A 15,758-nucleotide genomic window follows, 5' to 3' on the forward strand; every position below is an offset into this window, starting at 1 on the left:
TCCTCCGTCTGATGCCTGCCGAAATGCTGTGGCGCCAGCCACACACCTACCACGCTACGCGTTCAGGACGCGATGCGCATGCGTATAAAGATTTACGCTGTGCCCGCGCGAGAAGGCGGCCAGCGTCAGCCCCGCATCCTGGGCCAGGTCCACGGCCAGGGAGGAGGGCGCGCTCACCGCGGTGAGCACGGGGATGCCGGCCATGGCCGCCTTCTGCACCAGCTCGAAGGAGGCGCGGCCGGAGACCTGCAGCACGGTGTCGGACAGCGGCATGCGACCTTCGCGCAGGGCCGCCCCGATTACCTTGTCCACCGCGTTGTGGCGGCCCACATCCTCACGCAGAATCAGCAGATCCCCGCGGGTGGAGAACAGGCCTGCCGCGTGCACGCCGCCGGTGGAGGAGAACAGCTTCTGCGATTCGCGCAGCGTGTCCGGCATGGACAACAACACGTCCAGGTCCACATGGCCGCAGTCCTCGCGCAGCTCGAAGGTGGACTTCTTGCGCACCTCGTCGATCGAGTTGGTGCCGCAGATGCCGCAGGCCGAACTGGTCACCACGTTGCGCGCGGCGCTCAGCTGAGGGGGTACGGCGCCGAAACCCAGCTGCACCTCTATGACGTTATATGTCTGGTTTCCGTCCTCGTCGGTGCCCAGGCAGTAGCGCATCGCCACCAGGTGCTCGGACTTGGTGACGATTCCCTCTGCCAACAGGAACCCTGCCACGAGGTCGAAGTCGTCCCCGGGGGTGCGCATCGAGGTCGTGAAGGAGGTGTGCCCGAAGCGGATTTCCAGCGGCTCTTCGCCGGCCAGCTTCTCCTCGCGCACCCGGGTGGTCCCATCCGACATGGCTCGGATGACGCGGCGCCGGATGATCTTGCGTCCCATGGTGCTCCCTGTTTGTTCTTTGGCTGCCTCGTCCGAGTGTGCCACCGACCCGCGGCTCAGGGCAAAGCGCCGCGCGCCGGGCCGGTTGACCCTAGAATTTTCACATGGCCAACCCCGCCGGCAGGCTCTTGGATATCTACGATTCGCAGCTGCGCACCGACGCGGAGATGCAGGGCGCCCTCCGGGTTGGCCGGCTGGGTCCGCTGTATCTGGCGGTCTTCCCCGGCGGCCAGGGCTTCATCACCTCGCCGCGGTTCACCGGCGGCGAACCGGCACCGCTGTCCGCGTTGGTTGGCCCGGCGCTGGAGTATTTCACGGCGCGCTCCGGAATCACCGAGGTGGAGTTCAAGACCCGCGGCCACGACCACGCCCCGGGACTGCACGAGGCCCTGCTGTCCTGCGGATTCAGCGCCGGACAGCCGGAATCAGTGATGCTCGGCCGGCTTGAACACCTGATCAGCGGCCTTCCTGCTCCGCAGGGTGTGCAGGTCCGCCGAATCAGCACCCCCTTGGAGGTTGAGCAGATGTGCGCCATGTCCGCCGAGGCATTCGGCCAGCCGCCTTCCCCGGGCCTGGCCCGGGAGCTGGCCGCGCGCATGGACCTCGCCAACGGCCTCGAGCTGTGGGTGGCCTGGGCCGGGGCCCGCATGGTCGGTGCCGGCAGGCTGGAGCCCGTAGCCGGCACGGAGGTGGTCGGCCTGTGGGGCGGCGGCGTGCTCCCCGCCTACCGAGGCCGCGGAATCTACCGGGCGTTGACCGACGCCCGCGCCCGGTCGGCGAGGGCCGCCGGGCACATTTTTGCGCACAGCGATTCCACCGAGTACTCCCGCCCGATCCTGGAGCGCCAGGGCATGGTCAAGGTGACGACCACAACCCCGTACACCTGGAAGCGTTCCGGATAACTCAGGCCGGTACGGTTTGGATGATGGAGAACTCCGCCCCGGTGGGATCGGCGAGCACCGCCATCCTCCCGAAGGGCGAATCCTGCGCCTGCTTGAGGACTTTCGCCCCCAGATTCTTCGCTAGCGCGAGCGCCTTGTCCGTATCCGTCACCGCGAAGTAGGTCCGCCACCCGGGCTTCGGATCCGGTTGGCCGGAAATGTCGAAGATGCCCGCTTTGGCGTTCGGCCCCTGCCCGTAGCTCTGGTACCGGAACTCGTCGGTGTCAGACAAGCTGAGCAGATCCCATTCCAGCGCATCGCGGTAGAAGTGGGTGACCTTCTCGAATTTGGTGGTGTGCAATTCATTCCAGATCCGGGTCCCGTGTCGCCCGGAGGCCTTGGTCAGCCCCCTGACAGTGGAGGACTGCCAGAGCCCCACACCGATACCGGTGGGGTCGCCAATCATGGCCAAGGTGCCCTGCCCCTGGATTTCCAGCGGCTGCAGGAAAACGCAGCCGCCGTACATCCCGGCCGAGTAGCTGGCCGCGTGGGCGTCTGCCACATTCAGGTAGGTGACCCATGCATCGCTGCATTCGGAGCCTGAATCGTTGTTCAGGAATCCGGCTACGAGTTCGTCCCCCAAGTACATGTCGATCGAGTCTTCCGTGCCGGAATTCCCGCCGCTCGTTTTCCATCCGAAAAGCCGCCCATAGAAGTCGACGCTTCGTTTCATATCACCGGTCAGTAAATCTACCCGGCACGGTTCCGCGCCGGGCTGCCCAAGTTCCTGCATCATTTCCCCATTTCAAACATGATCCAGTTGCTAGGGCGAGTCTAGGCTTCGGGCCGCCTCGCGGCAACGATATGACTTTCAGGCTCCAGAAGCTTGGCACCGGGTACCTGCTCCCGGTTTCCAGTTCCATTATGTTAGGTTGTGACACAGCACACACTCGCATTTCGCGCTGATCTCCGGGAGCCTTTCCATGCTTTCTTCCTCGCCAAACGCCACCATGTCCGTTGCAGCAATCCCCGCCGAGGGCGCCGCCCGCCATGGCGAGTTGAACGCGATCACCGTCAACGGGCAGAGCACCAGCTACCGGCAGCTCTGGGACGAAACCCGCGCCTACGCAGGGGCTTTGCGGGAGCGCGGCATCGGCGAAGGCGACCGGGTCGCGGTGCTGATTCCGAACGTCACGGACTTCGCCCGCGTCTACTACGCGGTGCTGGCACTCGGCGCGGTTGTCGTGCCGATCCACGCGCTGCTTAAACGCCACGAGATCGCCTATGTGCTGGAGGATTCCGGAGCACGCCTGCTGGTGTGCGCGGCTCCGCTGCTGGGCGAGGGCGCCGCTGGCGCAGAGCTCAGCGGCGTCGAGACGATCAGCGTGCTGGCTCCTGAAGAGCTGGGAAGCATCCGTCTGGAGGACCTCGCCGCGGCGGCCACCCCCATCGACACCTACTTGCCGCGCCGTCCCGAGGACATCGCCACGATCCTCTACACCTCCGGCACCACCGGCAAGCCCAAGGGCGCGCTGGGCACCCACGTTGCGCTACTGGAGCAGGCGAACACCCTGCTGCTGGACACCATCGACATGCGCCGCGGCGACAAGGTCTTCGGCGGCTTGCCGCTGTTCCACACCTTCGGGCAGACCACGGTGCTGAACACCGGGCTGCGCATCGGCGCGGAAATCATGCTGCTGCCCAAGTTCACCGCCGTCGGCGCGCTGGACCTGGTGCTGGATGAAGACATCGACCTGTTCTTCGGAGTACCCACGATGTACGTCGCCATGCTGGAGGCGGGCAAGCAGCGCGAGGGCAAGCCATCCCGCCTGCGCTTCGGCGTCTCGGGCGGAGCCTCGCTGCCGGTGTCGGTGCTCACCGCCTTCGAAGAGCGTTTCAGCGCGCCCATCTACGAGGGCTACGGCCTGACCGAGACCTCGCCGGTGGCCTGCTTCAACCATGTGGGACGCAAACCGCGGCCGGGAACCATCGGCACCCCGGTGTGGGGCGTCGAGGTGGAGATTGCCGACCCGGCGCATCTGGACGAAATCAGGCTGCTGCCGCGCGGGGAGATCGGCGAGCTGGTGGTCCGCGGGCACAACCTGTTCGCCGGCTACCTGAACCGTCCCGAGGCCACGGCCGAGGCGATGGTCGACGGCTGGTTCCGCACCGGGGATTTGGGCACCAAGGACGAGGACGACTACCTGCGCATCCTGGACCGGACCAAGGACATGATCCTGCGCAACGGCTACAACGTCTACCCGCGCGAGGTCGAGGAGGTGCTCATCAGCCATCCGGAGATCTCCAACGCCGCGGTGTACGGCGTGCCGCACGAAACCCACGGCCAGGAGATCGCCGCGGCCATCACACTGGAAGCAGGCTCCACCTTGGACGCCGAGTCCATCGGAGCCTGGGCCAGCGAGCAGATGGCGGCCTACAAGTTCCCGCGCCACATCGAGATCGTGCAGGAATTCCCGCTGGGCCCCAGCGGGAAGATCCTCAAGCGCGAGCTGGTGGCGCAGTACGCCGAACAGTCAGGGCAGCCCTCCTAGGCATCGCCGTAGCGCGGCGCGCGGCGCTCGAGGAACGCCCGCCGCCCCTCGGCGAGCTCGGGATTCTCCCCGTTCTCTTCCCAGAGCCGCGCCCACCAGGATTCGTAGTCAGCTGCCGCCGGCTCCTGCCCATGGGCGGCGATGGCCTCGCGGGTCCGCGCGATGGAGTACGGGGAGTTGCCCTGCAGCGCCTGCAGCAGCGATTCGACTTCCCCGTCCAGCTGCGCGGCCGGGTGCATCCGGGTGAACATGCCCCAGTCCAGCGCTTCGGCCGCCGGGATGCGGGCTCCGGAATACAGCAGGTACTTGGCCCGGCTTTCGCCCACCGTGCGCACCAGCCGCTCGATGCCCGGACGCGGGAACACCAGCCCGATCTTCGCCGGGGTGATCGCCAGCTTCACGTCATCGGCCGCCAGCTGGATCTCGCAGGCCGAAGCCAATTGCCAGGCCCCGCCGAAGCAGTTGCCCTCCACCACCGCGATCGTGGTCTTGGGGCAGCCGGTGATCGCCCGGTCCACCAGATCGAAGTGGTTCAGCAGCTGCCCGTCGGCGTCCTTGTCGAAGAGCACCTGGTCCATCTGGTCGATGGCGATCCCGGCGCAGAAGTTCCCGCCGGCGCCGCGGATCACGATCGCGGACACCGCCGGATCCGCGGACAGCACGGCGAAGGCGCCCAGCAGCTGCAGGCACATGTCCTTGGTCAGGGCGTTGAACTGGCGCTCGTTTTCCAGCAGCACCACGGCGGTGGAACCCTGGATCTGCACGCCGACCCGTGCCTTGTTTTCCCCGGACATGAGGACCTCCTGTTTTCCGGTCTGCGCTGCCGTCTTGCTCACCGTGCCACACTAGGCATGTGGATCTACAAATTCTTTACACGATTCTTGCCGGCCTGCTGCTGGTGGTTTCAGCGCTGGGAACCATCTTCCCGATTCTTCCGGGATCACTGCTGGCCATCGGAACGCTGCTGGCCTGGGGCTGGCTGCTGGGCAGCGGCGCTTCCTGGTGGGCCGCGGGGTTGGGCATCGCCATCGCGTTCCTCGGCTGGTCCGCATCAGCGGTGCTCACCGGCCGCAAGCTCAAGCAACACGCAATCCCGAAGGGGTCCATCCTCACGGCCCTGATCGGCGCGATCGCAGGGGCCTTCCTGATCCCGGTGGTCGGCTTGTTCGTGGGCTTCGCGGTGGGCTTGTTCATCGGCGAGGCGCTCCGCCGCGGCGAAACCTCCGGTGCCCTAACCTCATCCTGGGCGGCGCTGAAGGCCATGGGGCTGGGCATCGTGATCGAGCTGGGCTGCGTGCTGCTGGCGTCCTCGGTGTGGATGATCGGGGTCATCACCCACTTCGCCACCCGCTAGATCCAGCCCATTTCCCGCGCGGTGCGGGCCGCCTCGATCCGGTTCGAGGTATTGGTTTTGCCGATGGCGTTGGACAGGTGGTTGCGCACCGTTCCGGCCGACAGGTGCAGGGAGGCGGCGATCTGCGACACAGGTCCCCCGCCGGCGGCCAGCGCGAGGATTTCCCGTTCCCTCTCGGTCAGCGGGTTGGAGCGGGTTTCCACGCTGAGCATGGCGCGCTGCGGGTCGACGACCTTCCCGCCCGAATGCACCCGGCGGATGGCGGCGACCAGTTCCGCCGGCGGGGAATCCTTGACCAGGAATCCGCTGGCCCCGGCTTCGAAGGCCTGGCGGAAGTATCCGGGGCGGTCGAAGGTGGTCACGATCAGGATCTTGACCTCGGGATGGCTGTCGCGCAACAGCTGCGCGGTGCGCAGCCCGTCCAACCGGGGCATCTGCACGTCCAGCAGCGCGACCTGCGCCCCGCTGTCATCCAGCGCCTGCGCGACTTCGTCGCCGTCGGCGCATTCGGCGACCACCTGGATGTCGTCCTCAAGATTGAGCAGGGCGGCCAGTGCGCCGCGCACCAGGTGCTGGTCGTCCGCGATCAGCACCTTGATCATGTGTCCCCGTTTCCCGCGCCGAATGCCACCTGCAGGCTGGTTCCTCCCAGCCTGGATGCTCCCACTGTACAACTGGCGCCGAACAGCCGGGCGCGTTCCTGCATGCCGCGGATGCCGTGGCCGCTCTCACCGCCCTGGATGCCGTCGCCGTCGTCGTCCACGCTGACCCCTGCGGCGCCCAGCCGCACCGCGACGGATCCGGCGTGGGCGTGGCGCAGCACGTTGGTGACCGCCTCGCGCAGGATCCACGCAATGTGCGACCGCCAGGCCACGGGGACGTCCTCCACCGTGCCCAGCACCGTGAATTCCAGGCCGTTATCCGTGCAGGCCTGGTGCAGTTCCTGCAATTCGGCCTCAAGGTTCTGCCGGTTGAGCCCGTGCACCGTGGTGCGGACCGAATCCAGCGCGGTGACTGCCAGGTCGCTGAGCTGCTCAAGCTCCCGGCGGGCTTCCTTGTAGCTGCCGGCGTCCATGAGCCGCAACGCCAGCTGGGCCTTGAGGTTCAGCGCGGTCAGCGAATGGCCGATGCCGTCGTGCACGTCGCGGGCCATGCGTTCCTGTTCCGCCACCACCAGGTAGTCGGCGCGGATCTGTTCCGAGACCACCGAGCGGGTGATCGCGGCGACCGTGATGGCGTACACGACCATCAGCACCAGGTTCAGGCCGATCAGGAACAGCAGGTCGATGAATTCCCCGTAGATGATCGGCAGGACGAAACACAGCACGGCGACGGCGACATAGGTGGCGATCGTGTAGCGCTTGGTGAGCAGGAAGGCGGAGTAGGAGGTCAGGAACGGGAAGATTCCCATGACTGTCAGCCCGATGACCGGCAGCCCCGCCAGCACGATGACCCACAGGATGGCGAAGTAGGCATAGGCCCGCGGGTGCCTGGTTCCGCCCTCGCCGACCACCCTGCTGAATTCCGCGTAGGCCCTGAGGTAGACCACCGCGAAGACGACCACCAGGATCAGTCCGATGATCCTGGTGGGCAGCGAATAGTCTTCCAACAGCAGGTCCAGGATCGGGAAGATCAGGAAGATGATCCAGACCCCGGCAACCAGCCAGCCCCACTTGTCCCAGAAGGCAGTGCCTTCGTCGACTTCGCAGCCGGCCTGGCTCATTGCCGTGGGATTGCTCCCTGAATTATTCACTGGCGCGCCTTGGCCTTCCGGGTTGCGAAGACCGCGAAGAGCGCGAAGATGATTGCCCATGCAACCACACTAGTCACTGGAATCCACAATGGATCCGGCGCCATGTCGCCTCCTGCGGGAATTGAGTGCAGCATCGGGTAGCGGGCTAAGGCCACATAGCCGAACATCGGGGTGAAACGGGCTGCGTCGAGCATGCCGCCTTCCAGAGGCATGAACACGTTGCCGAAGAAGGCGAAGAACACCATCAGGCCCGAGGCCAGCCCCAGCGCGGATTCCGACTTGAACAGCATGCCCACGCCGATGCCGTAGCAGGCGAAGATCATCGCTCCGGCCAGGATGATCAAGTAGCTGACCACCCACATCCAGCCGTCGGTGACCCGCGCTCCGGTACCTGCGCCCAGGGCGAAGACCAGCGCCGCCGAGGCTGCCGCCACCGTGGCCGCGACAATCATCTTGCTGGTGACGAAGGAAGCCGGTGTCATCCGGGTCAAGGCGATCTGCCGGCCCCAGCCCTGCATGGTTTCGGTGGCCACCGTGCCGGCAATGGCCACGGTGCTGACGGCCGCGCCGTAGGCTGCCATGGAAACCATCAGGTAGAACTTGACGTTGCCGCTGCCGACCTCGGCATCCGTGTAGCTGGGGATGTTGCCGAACAGGAAGTACATGGCTGCCGGCAGCAGCAGCGCGAAGACCAGGTTGTAGCCGTCGCGGAAGTGCCGGGCGAATTCAACGCGGATATAGGTGGCAATCATTGGGCGTCCTCGGTCAGTTGGATGAATGCGTCTTCCAGGCTTGGCGCAGAGATTTCAAGGTCCCAGGCGCCCAGATCGGTCAACAGGGTTTGGGCGAAGCGGTCGGAATCGGCGCATTTGAAGGAGATGCGCTGTCCATTGCGTTCGGCAATGCTCACCGAGGCGTCGAAGGCTTCCGCCTGGGAGATCGCCTGCTCGGTGGGCAGCGTGGCGCTGACGGTGCGTCCGGAAATCAGCTTGCGCAGTTCCTCGGTCGCCCCGTCCGCCACGATGCGCCCGTGGCTCATCAGCACGGTGCGCTCAGCGAAGTTCTGCGCTTCTTCCAGATAGTGGGTGGCAAAAATGATGGTGCGTCCGCTGGATGCCTCCGAGCGCATGTTTTCCCAGAAGTCGCGGCGGGCCATCACATCCATGCCGGCGGTGGGCTCGTCGAGGATCAGCACGTCGGGGTCCGGGAGCAGGGCCAACGCGAATTTGATGCGCTGCTGCTCGCCGCCGGAGCACTTTCCGACCCTCCGCTTGGCGATGGCGGTCAGCCCGGTACGGTCCATGACTTGCGTAACACGGCCGGCCTGCCCGTGCATGGTGGCAATCACCGTGATGGTTTCGCGAACGGTCATGTCGCGCAACAGCCCTCCGGTCTGGAGCACCGCCGAAACCCTGCCGGAGGTCACTGCCCGGTGCGGGCTTAGGCCCAGGACCTCGACCGAGCCGGAACTCGGCTGGGTCAGACCCAGGATCATGTCCACGGTGGTGGTCTTGCCTGCGCCGTTAGGGCCGAGCAGGGCAACGATTTGGCCGGCTTGGATGCTCAGGTCGACTCCGCGCACGGCTTCGACCTTGGTGCGTGGTGTCGTGAAGGTCTTGCGCAGACCCGTCAGCGATACTGCTTCGGTTCGGTTCAGCGTTTCCATAGTTCAATTTTTCGCGGAAAAGGCCCGCCGGCGAAGAGCAGAATGTCATGACTTGAACATGACCGTTGTCATGGGTCGACAGCGAGAATTTAGTTGCCGCATTTCAACTGTCGTTTCGGGGACGCGTCAGCGGATGTGAGCTTGGCTACTCCGGCGGGTTCATTCGTCACCGCGCCCGCACAGTACAGCAAGATCCCGGCATCGAAGTCTTTACCGGTCAGCCCGGCCAAAATGCCATTCCCACATCGATTTACCGCAGTGATCTGCATCTATGCACGGGCAAACTCACAGCGAAATCCCGTAGGCTTTTCTCGTGCTAGATCATTCTTCATTTCTTTCGATAGTGACCGAACTTGGGTCGCCCACCATGGGTGCGGCTTTCCTGCCAGACTGGCTGAATCCCGCGGTCTTCCTTAACGACCCGGCTTTGGCGCCATGGGTCGTCCTGATCGTTTGCGGCATCGTTTTCGCGGAAACCGGCCTGCTGGTCGGTTTCTTCCTGCCCGGCGACTCAATGCTCTTCACCGTGGGCATGCTCATCGCCACCGGCACCATCCATGTCCCGCTGTGGCTGTTTGCCCTGTGCATTTTCGTCTGCGCCTTCGCAGGCGACCAAACCGGTTACATGATCGGGAAAAAGACCGGTCCCGCGATTTTCAAGAAGCCGGATTCACGCTTCTTCTCGCAGAAGAATGTCGAGCACGCCCACAGCTTCTTCGAGCGTTTCGGCGGCCGCGCGGTCATCCTGGCCCGCTTCGTTCCCGTGGTCCGCACCTTCGTTCCGGTGATCGCCGGTGTTGCCAAGATGAACCACAAGACCTTCGTCTTCTACAATCTGATTGGCGCTCTGTTGTGGGGTGTCGGCGTCACCTTGCTGGGCTTCTGGCTCGGACAGTTCAGCTGGATCGAAGAGAACATCGACCTCATCTTCATCCTGATTGTTTTCATCTCCGTGATTCCGATCGGCGTGGAACTGCTGAAGGCTTTCATGTCCGGGAAGAAGAACAAATCCACTTCCAACGGGAGCTTGGAAGACTAGATAATCTAAGCACTCCGGGAGCGGAACTGGCCTCCGCCCCACTGCACGCCGCGGCGCATCATCCACTGTTCGCAGGGTTGAATGCTGCCGCGGCGTGTTCCTTTGCAGACCATGTCCAGCCCCTCGTCCACCGCGCGCGCAGCCTCATCGGTAATGGGCCGGAAAACGTTCAGCAGCACCTCGCAGTCGCAGAAGCCGCCCAGCAGCTTGATCTTCCGCTCCAGGGCGGTAGCCCGCGGGGCCGAATAATCGCGGTAGTGCATCAGCGCGCGCAGGTTCGCGGCACAAGGTTCGGCGCCTGCGACTCGATATAGATAGCACGGCAGGCATTCACGGTCGACGGGATCCGGCAGTGACGGCATGGTTTTCTCCTCAACTCTGGGATGCGGTTCCGGCGGCCCGTTGCGGCTGCCTGCTCCCACTGTCAGTCACGATCCGCAAGGCTTCGCAACTGCCTGGCGAACTGTGGAGAACTGCTAACGCCCACCGGCATCCGGGATCCTGTCCGATGAAATGTGCCATGATTCAACTGTCCCCGTGCTGCCTTGTCCGGGGCACGGACTGTACCCCGTCACACATCACTAAGGTCGTACACGCATGGATGCCGATACGCTCACCTCGATTTCGCAGCAGCTGGCCGCATTGGCCGACGACATGCGCCGCACCGGGGTACCGACGGACGGAGCCCACGTGCATCGGGACGGCCTGTCCATGCGACTGATCTACTCGCGCCAGGATCTGGTGGACACCTTCAACGACTTCCAGGACCGGGCGGTGCATTCGATCGATGCGCTGGACCGAGGCGGCAGACCCGCGCATGCAGAGTCCCAATCGAAGTCCCAGCCCGCCGCGCTGGCCCGCGGGGTGCGCTTCCGGGTGGTCTACGACCCCTCGGTATTCGAGCGCGGAGACCTCACCCGGGCCATGCTGAACTCGGTCCGCCAAGGCGAGGAAGCCCGGGTCTCCACGAATGTCTCGACGCGGCTGCTGATCCGCGACCGCGAGGAGTTCATCATCCACACTTCGGAAGCCTCCGCCGCATCGCATCTGGCCGTGCAGCTCACCTCCCCGGTGCTGGCAGATTTCATCAACGATTCATTCACCAAGGTCTGGGAAACCGCCCTGCAGGTCAGCAACCGGAAGTTCGAGTCCGGAACGCTGCTGGAGGATGACGAGATCCAGATCCTGCGACTGCTGGCCGCCGGGCAGAAGGACGAGTCGGTGGCCCGTGCGCTGGGAGTCAGCGTGCGCACGGTGCAGCGCAAAATCCAGACCCTGCAGCGCGGATTCGGCGCAGCCAGCAGGTTCCAGCTCGGCGCCATCAGCGCCAGGCACCTGATCGTGGACCGCGAATCCGCAGACTGAATCAGCAGAGACTGATTAACGACGTGTCGGTTTTACGACACCGTTTTATGTCGTAGGCGCGGCGGATCCGTGAAAAGCTTGAATGACCGGGGCGCTAAGCCCTGCCATCCCAACAGTTCTCGTTTCACAGGAGCACCACGTCGATGAGTGAGAAACTCCCCAAGTCAATGCCGGTACCAAGCAGCGGGGAGAATGTAATTCCCCGGCTGGCGAACAGCCAGCCCTTCGTGGACTTCATGGCCAAGGGCTGGGAATCACCCCAATTGCCTGCCCCTGTCGATGCCGCGGCGTCGCAGGCCGCAGCCAACCACCGCGAGAACCTCTCGGCGGCCTTCGCCGGCCAGGGCATCATGGTGTTCGCCGGCCACGCACCGGTGCGGGCCAACGACAACTTCCACGAGTTCCGCGCCCACTCCGATTTCATGTACCTGGTCAATGCCCAGATCGAGACCGCCGTGCTGCTGGGCCACCCGACCAGCGACGGACATGACTTCGAACTGTTCCTGCCAGTCCCCTACGCGCCGGGCACCGCTGACTTCTTTTCCAATGCCATCCACGGCGAACTCTGGGTCGGCCCTAGCCACAAGCCGCTTGACTGGCAGCGCGCGTTGGGCATCCCGGTTCGCCCGATCCAGGAACTCGAGTCCGCCGTGCGTGCGGGCCGGTTCCAGGCCGCCGGCGCCGTGGACTCCAGCGAGCTGGACAAGCTGAACGCCCAGGATTCCCCCGCCTTGAAGCGGGTCCTCTCCCAGCTGCGCATGGTCAAGGACGCGTGGGAAATCGCCGAGCTGCGCGCTTCGGTGGACCACACCATTGACGGTTTCCGCCAGGTGCTGGCCGAGATCCCGCAGGCCATCACCTCCGGCGGCGAGCGCTGGCTGCAGGGCACCTTCGACCGCGCCGCCCGCACCTACGGCAACGGCCCGGGCTACGCCACCATCATCGGCGCCGGCATCCACGCGCCCACCCTGCACTGGACCCGCTGCGACGGCCCGGTTCGCGAAGACCAGCTGCTGCTGCTGGACATGGGTGTGGAGGAACGCTCCTGCTACACCGCAGATGTCACCCGCACCTTCCCGGTGGCCGGAGCCTTCACCGACGCCCAGCGCCAGGTCCACGACCTGGTGGAGAAGTCCCACCGCGCCGGACTGGCCGCGCTGGCTCCGGGCAAGCCGTACAGCGACTTCCACTTCGCCTGCATGGAGGAAATCGCCAAGGGCCTGCACGACTGGGACCTGCTGCCGGTCTCGGTGGACGAGGCGCTGTCCCCCATCGGCCAGCAGCACCGCCGTTGGCTGGTGTGCGGTGTGGGCCACCACCTGGGCCTGGACGTGCATGACTGCTCGCACTCGCACTACGAGGACTACCAGGGCGCGCTGTTGGAGGAAAACATGGTGCTGACCGTGGAACCTGGCCTCTACTTCCACGCCCACGACGCCATGGTCCCGCCGGAGCTGCGCGGCCTGGGCGTACGCATCGAGGACGACCTGCTGATCACCGCCACCGGCTACGAGAACCTCTCCGGCGAACTGCCGCTGGACGCCACCGGCCTGGAGCAGTGGATGGCCCAGGCGATGAACCTGGCGGTGCGCGCATGAGCACCCTGACCCTGTGCAACGCCACGGTTTTCGACGGCGAACGCTTCCTGGACGAGCCGGCGAACATCACCCTGGTCGACGGGACCATCACCGCTGTGGGCGCCCAGCGCGAGGGAATCCTGGTCGACGCCGCCGGGCGCACCGTGCTGCCCGGGCTGATCGACGCGCACTTCCACGCCTACGCCGTGGCCCTGCAGGGCCTGGACAACGAGCTGGGCCCGCTCTCCTACTCCGCGCTGGCCGGCTCCCACCGCCTGGCAGCCGCGCTGCGCCGCGGCTTCACCACCGTGCGCGACGTAGCCGGCGGCGACTTGGGCCTGGCCCGCGCCATCGAGGAGAAGCTGTTCGACTCGCCGCGCTACTACTTCACCGGCCCCGCCTTCAGCCAGACCGGCGGGCACGGCGACCCGCGCGAGGCGCACCTGGACACCTGCTTCAGCCACGGGCACATGTGCCAAATTGTCGACGGGCCCGACAACCTGCGCGTGGCAGTGCGCAATGCCTTCCGCACCGGGGCACACGCCATCAAGATCATGACCAGCGGCGGGGTCATCTCGCTGACCGACCCGCTGGAAATCCCGCAATACTCCCCCGAGGAAATCCGCATCATCACCTCCGAGGCGGCCCGCCGCGGCTCCTATGTCTGCGCGCACGCCTACTCGGTGCCGGCGATCCGCCACTCGGTGGAAAACGGGGTGCGCAGCATCGAGCACGGCAACCTGCTGGATGCCGACACCGCCAAGCTCATGGCGCAGCACGACGCCTTCCTGGTCCCCACCCTGGCCGCCTATGCGGCCATGGATTCGCGCGGCGAGGAACTTGGCCTGGCTGCGGTGTCCCAGGAGAAGAACCGGATTGTGCTCGAGCGCGGGCAACAGGCGGTGCGCCATGCGCTGGATGCCGGGGCCAAGGTTGGATTCGGCAGCGATTTGATGGGCGAGTTGGGCGACGAGCAGCTCAATGGGCTGGCCCTGCAGGCGGCGGCTTCCACCGTGGAAGACCTGCTGCGCTCGGCCACCAGCGTGAATGCGCAGCTGATTGGCAACGAGTCCATCGGTTCGCTGGCCGCCGGCAAGACCGCGGACCTGCTGGTGCTTGACGGCGATCCGCGCCAGGATGTGGACTTCCTGGTGTCCGAGGCCAAGGGCCGCACCGTCATCCAGGCCGGAGCCCCGGTCTTCGATTCGCTGGGACTGCTGGAGGGCGCTAAATGACCGCGCTGGCACAGGCCGTGCAGAACCTGGATGCGGCCCCGCGGCTGCTGGAAACCTACGTGGCCGGCGGACGCCGCTTCCGCGACTACGTGCTTCAGGTGCCGCTGGACTGGAACAATCCGGGCGGCCCCGCCATCGAGTTGTTCTACCGCGAAATGGTGCGTGCGCACCTGGACGGGCAGCAGCTGCCGCTGATGGTCTATCTGCAGGGCGGGCCCGGCGGGCAGGGACCGCGCCCGGTGGGCGGTTCCGACCGGTTGGATACGGCGCTGGAACGCTACCGCGTGATCCTCATGGACCAGCGCGGCACCGGCCGCTCCACCCCGGTCACCGCCCAGGTGATCTCCGGATTCCCGGACGGCGGCAGCGGCGCGGCGTACCTGGAGAACTTCCGCGCGGACTCCATCGTGGCCGATGCTGAGGCGATCCGCCGGCGCGGCTACCAAGGCCGCAAATGGGCCACGCTGGGCCAGAGCTACGGCGGGTTCCTGACCCTGAGCTACCTGAGCTACTTCGATAACGCGCTGACCGCCTGCTTCATCACCGGCGGGCTGCCGAGCCTTGAGCCGAGCGCCGCCGGGGTCTACGCCCGCACCATCCACCGGGTGCGTGCCAAGAACGAGCAGTTCTACCGCATGTACCCGCAGGACCGCGCCCGTGCCGCCAATCTGGCCCGCACGCTGGCCGAACGTGAGGTGCTGCTGCCCGACGGCGACCGCTTCACGGTCCGCCGGCTGCAGTCGCTGGGCATCGACTTCGGCATGGGTCCGGGCTTCGAACGCCTGCACTGGCTGCTGGAGCAATCCGGCGACGGCACCGAGCTCAGCGACTGCCTGCTGCAGGAGGTCCAGGCGCGCACCAGCTTTGCCGGGAACCCGTTGTTCGCGGTGCTGCAGGAGGACATCTACGGCAACGGGGCCAACGGCCCCAGCGCCTTCGCCGCCCAGGCGGAGCTGGAGCAGCACGCGGATTTCGCCACGGATGCGCCCACCTTGCTGTTTACCGGCGAAATGATGTTCCGCTGGACTTTCGAGGAGACCCGGCTGCTGCGCCCGTATATCCCGGCAGTCGAGGTGCTGGCAGCGCGCGGCACCCACCGGAAGATCTACGACCTTCAGAAGATCGCGGCGAACCGGGTTCCGATGGCCGCCGCCGTCTACTACGACGACATGTATGTGGATGCCGGCCTGTCGCTGGACACCGCGAAAAAGGTCGGCGGCCTGCAGGCCTGGGTCACCAATGAGCACGAGCACGACGGGATCAACGACCCAGCGGTGCTGCGCAGGCTCTTCGCCATGGTGGACGAGGTCGGCGGTCCGCTGGCCAGTTGAATCATCACAAAACCGTATTGACCATGCGTGAAGAGAGGCGGGCACGGATCATTCCGTGCCCGCTTCTTCGCATACCGCGAGTTCCAGTCCTAAGGAGTTCGAACCTGCAGGAACGAATTT

General features: G+C 65.6%; 16 protein-coding genes. 8 read left to right on the forward strand and 8 right to left on the reverse strand.

The annotated features are described in order from the left end of the window. Window positions 1–54: 54 nt before the first annotated feature. The gene (gene fdhD / locus ACTX90_RS15215) at window positions 55–885 is read right to left on the reverse strand and encodes a formate dehydrogenase accessory sulfurtransferase FdhD (protein ID WP_443442340.1); all 831 of its coding nucleotides are present in this window, start codon (window positions 883–885) and stop codon (window positions 55–57) included. 104 nt (window positions 886–989) lie between these two features. Here fdhD and ACTX90_RS15220 point away from each other — a divergent pair, with 104 nt between their 5' ends. Then, window positions 990–1,787, forward strand: coding sequence for a GNAT family N-acetyltransferase (locus tag ACTX90_RS15220; protein WP_443442341.1), 798 nt, complete (start codon window positions 990–992; stop codon window positions 1,785–1,787). Between the two features lies 1 nt (window position 1,788). On the opposite strand, the gene ACTX90_RS15225 is transcribed toward ACTX90_RS15220, so the two are convergent. After that, window positions 1,789–2,499 (reverse strand): VOC family protein, encoded by a 711-nt coding sequence (locus ACTX90_RS15225; protein WP_052772497.1) that lies wholly within the window; start codon window positions 2,497–2,499, stop codon window positions 1,789–1,791. A 277-nt stretch (window positions 2,500–2,776) separates the two neighbouring features. Here ACTX90_RS15225 and ACTX90_RS15230 point away from each other — a divergent pair, with 277 nt between their 5' ends. Then, window positions 2,777–4,318 carry a long-chain-fatty-acid--CoA ligase gene (locus tag ACTX90_RS15230; RefSeq protein ID WP_244910844.1) on the forward strand — a complete coding sequence of 514 codons (1,542 nt, stop codon included), beginning with the start codon at window positions 2,777–2,779 and terminating at the stop codon, window positions 4,316–4,318. Here the strand turns inward: ACTX90_RS15230 and ACTX90_RS15235 are convergent. Beyond that, window positions 4,315–5,154 (reverse strand): enoyl-CoA hydratase/isomerase family protein, encoded by an 840-nt coding sequence (locus tag ACTX90_RS15235; protein WP_146955958.1) that lies wholly within the window; start codon window positions 5,152–5,154, stop codon window positions 4,315–4,317. The two genes, ACTX90_RS15230 and ACTX90_RS15235, sit on opposite strands and share 4 nt — an antisense overlap. 17 nt (window positions 5,155–5,171) lie before the next feature. Here ACTX90_RS15235 and ACTX90_RS15240 point away from each other — a divergent pair, with 17 nt between their 5' ends. Further along, window positions 5,172–5,672, forward strand: coding sequence for a DUF456 domain-containing protein (locus ACTX90_RS15240; RefSeq protein WP_113607046.1), 501 nt, complete (start codon window positions 5,172–5,174; stop codon window positions 5,670–5,672). Here the strand turns inward: ACTX90_RS15240 and ACTX90_RS15245 are convergent. Genes ACTX90_RS15245 through ACTX90_RS15260 form a run of 4 tightly spaced genes read right to left on the reverse strand, consistent with a single transcriptional unit; the run spans window position 5,669 to window position 9,091 of the window. Further along, on the reverse strand, window positions 5,669–6,274 hold the full coding sequence (locus tag ACTX90_RS15245) for a response regulator transcription factor (protein ID WP_443442342.1): 606 nt from the start codon (window positions 6,272–6,274) through the stop codon (window positions 5,669–5,671). The genes ACTX90_RS15240 and ACTX90_RS15245 overlap by 4 nt on opposite strands. Continuing rightward, window positions 6,271–7,425 carry a sensor histidine kinase gene (locus tag ACTX90_RS15250; protein ID WP_181728073.1) on the reverse strand — a complete coding sequence of 385 codons (1,155 nt, stop codon included), beginning with the start codon at window positions 7,423–7,425 and terminating at the stop codon, window positions 6,271–6,273. Before ACTX90_RS15250 ends, ACTX90_RS15245 begins: the two co-directional genes overlap by 4 nt. Next, window positions 7,422–8,177, reverse strand: a complete 756-nt coding sequence (locus ACTX90_RS15255) for an ABC transporter permease (RefSeq protein ID WP_113607049.1) — start codon at window positions 8,175–8,177, stop codon at window positions 7,422–7,424. The genes ACTX90_RS15250 and ACTX90_RS15255 overlap by 4 nt, the downstream gene beginning before the upstream one ends. Next, entirely contained in the window at window positions 8,174–9,091 is a 918-nt protein-coding gene (locus ACTX90_RS15260) for an ABC transporter ATP-binding protein (protein ID WP_113607050.1), read from the reverse strand. The genes ACTX90_RS15255 and ACTX90_RS15260 overlap by 4 nt, the downstream gene beginning before the upstream one ends. Window positions 9,092–9,458: 367 nt before the next feature. Between ACTX90_RS15260 and ACTX90_RS15265 the strand changes: the two genes are divergently transcribed. After that, window positions 9,459–10,130 (forward strand): DedA family protein, encoded by a 672-nt coding sequence (locus ACTX90_RS15265; protein WP_113607051.1) that lies wholly within the window; start codon window positions 9,459–9,461, stop codon window positions 10,128–10,130. A gap of 5 nt (window positions 10,131–10,135) precedes the next feature. On the opposite strand, the gene ACTX90_RS15270 is transcribed toward ACTX90_RS15265, so the two are convergent. Further along, complete coding sequence (locus ACTX90_RS15270; RefSeq protein ID WP_082344844.1) at window positions 10,136–10,492, reverse strand: DUF2695 domain-containing protein; 357 nt, start codon at window positions 10,490–10,492, stop codon at window positions 10,136–10,138. 235 nt (window positions 10,493–10,727) lie between these two features. Between ACTX90_RS15270 and ACTX90_RS15275 the strand changes: the two genes are divergently transcribed. From ACTX90_RS15275 to ACTX90_RS15290, 4 genes are all read left to right on the forward strand, one after another. Beyond that, entirely contained in the window at window positions 10,728–11,495 is a 768-nt protein-coding gene (locus ACTX90_RS15275; RefSeq protein ID WP_053798863.1) for a helix-turn-helix transcriptional regulator, read from the forward strand. A 143-nt stretch (window positions 11,496–11,638) separates the two neighbouring features. Beyond that, complete coding sequence (locus ACTX90_RS15280; protein WP_244910845.1) at window positions 11,639–13,093, forward strand: aminopeptidase P family protein; 1,455 nt, start codon at window positions 11,639–11,641, stop codon at window positions 13,091–13,093. Then, the gene (locus ACTX90_RS15285; RefSeq protein ID WP_443442343.1) at window positions 13,090–14,307 is read left to right on the forward strand and encodes a metal-dependent hydrolase family protein; all 1,218 of its coding nucleotides are present in this window, start codon (window positions 13,090–13,092) and stop codon (window positions 14,305–14,307) included. Before ACTX90_RS15280 ends, ACTX90_RS15285 begins: the two co-directional genes overlap by 4 nt. Further along, window positions 14,304–15,638: an alpha/beta fold hydrolase gene (locus ACTX90_RS15290; protein WP_443442344.1), complete on the forward strand. Its 1,335-nt coding sequence runs from the start codon at window positions 14,304–14,306 to the stop codon at window positions 15,636–15,638. Before ACTX90_RS15285 ends, ACTX90_RS15290 begins: the two co-directional genes overlap by 4 nt. The last annotated feature ends 120 nt before the right edge of the window (window positions 15,639–15,758 follow it).

Source organism: Glutamicibacter soli (assembly GCF_052322135.1).
Taxonomy (GTDB): domain Bacteria; phylum Actinomycetota; class Actinomycetes; order Actinomycetales; family Micrococcaceae; genus Glutamicibacter; species Glutamicibacter soli.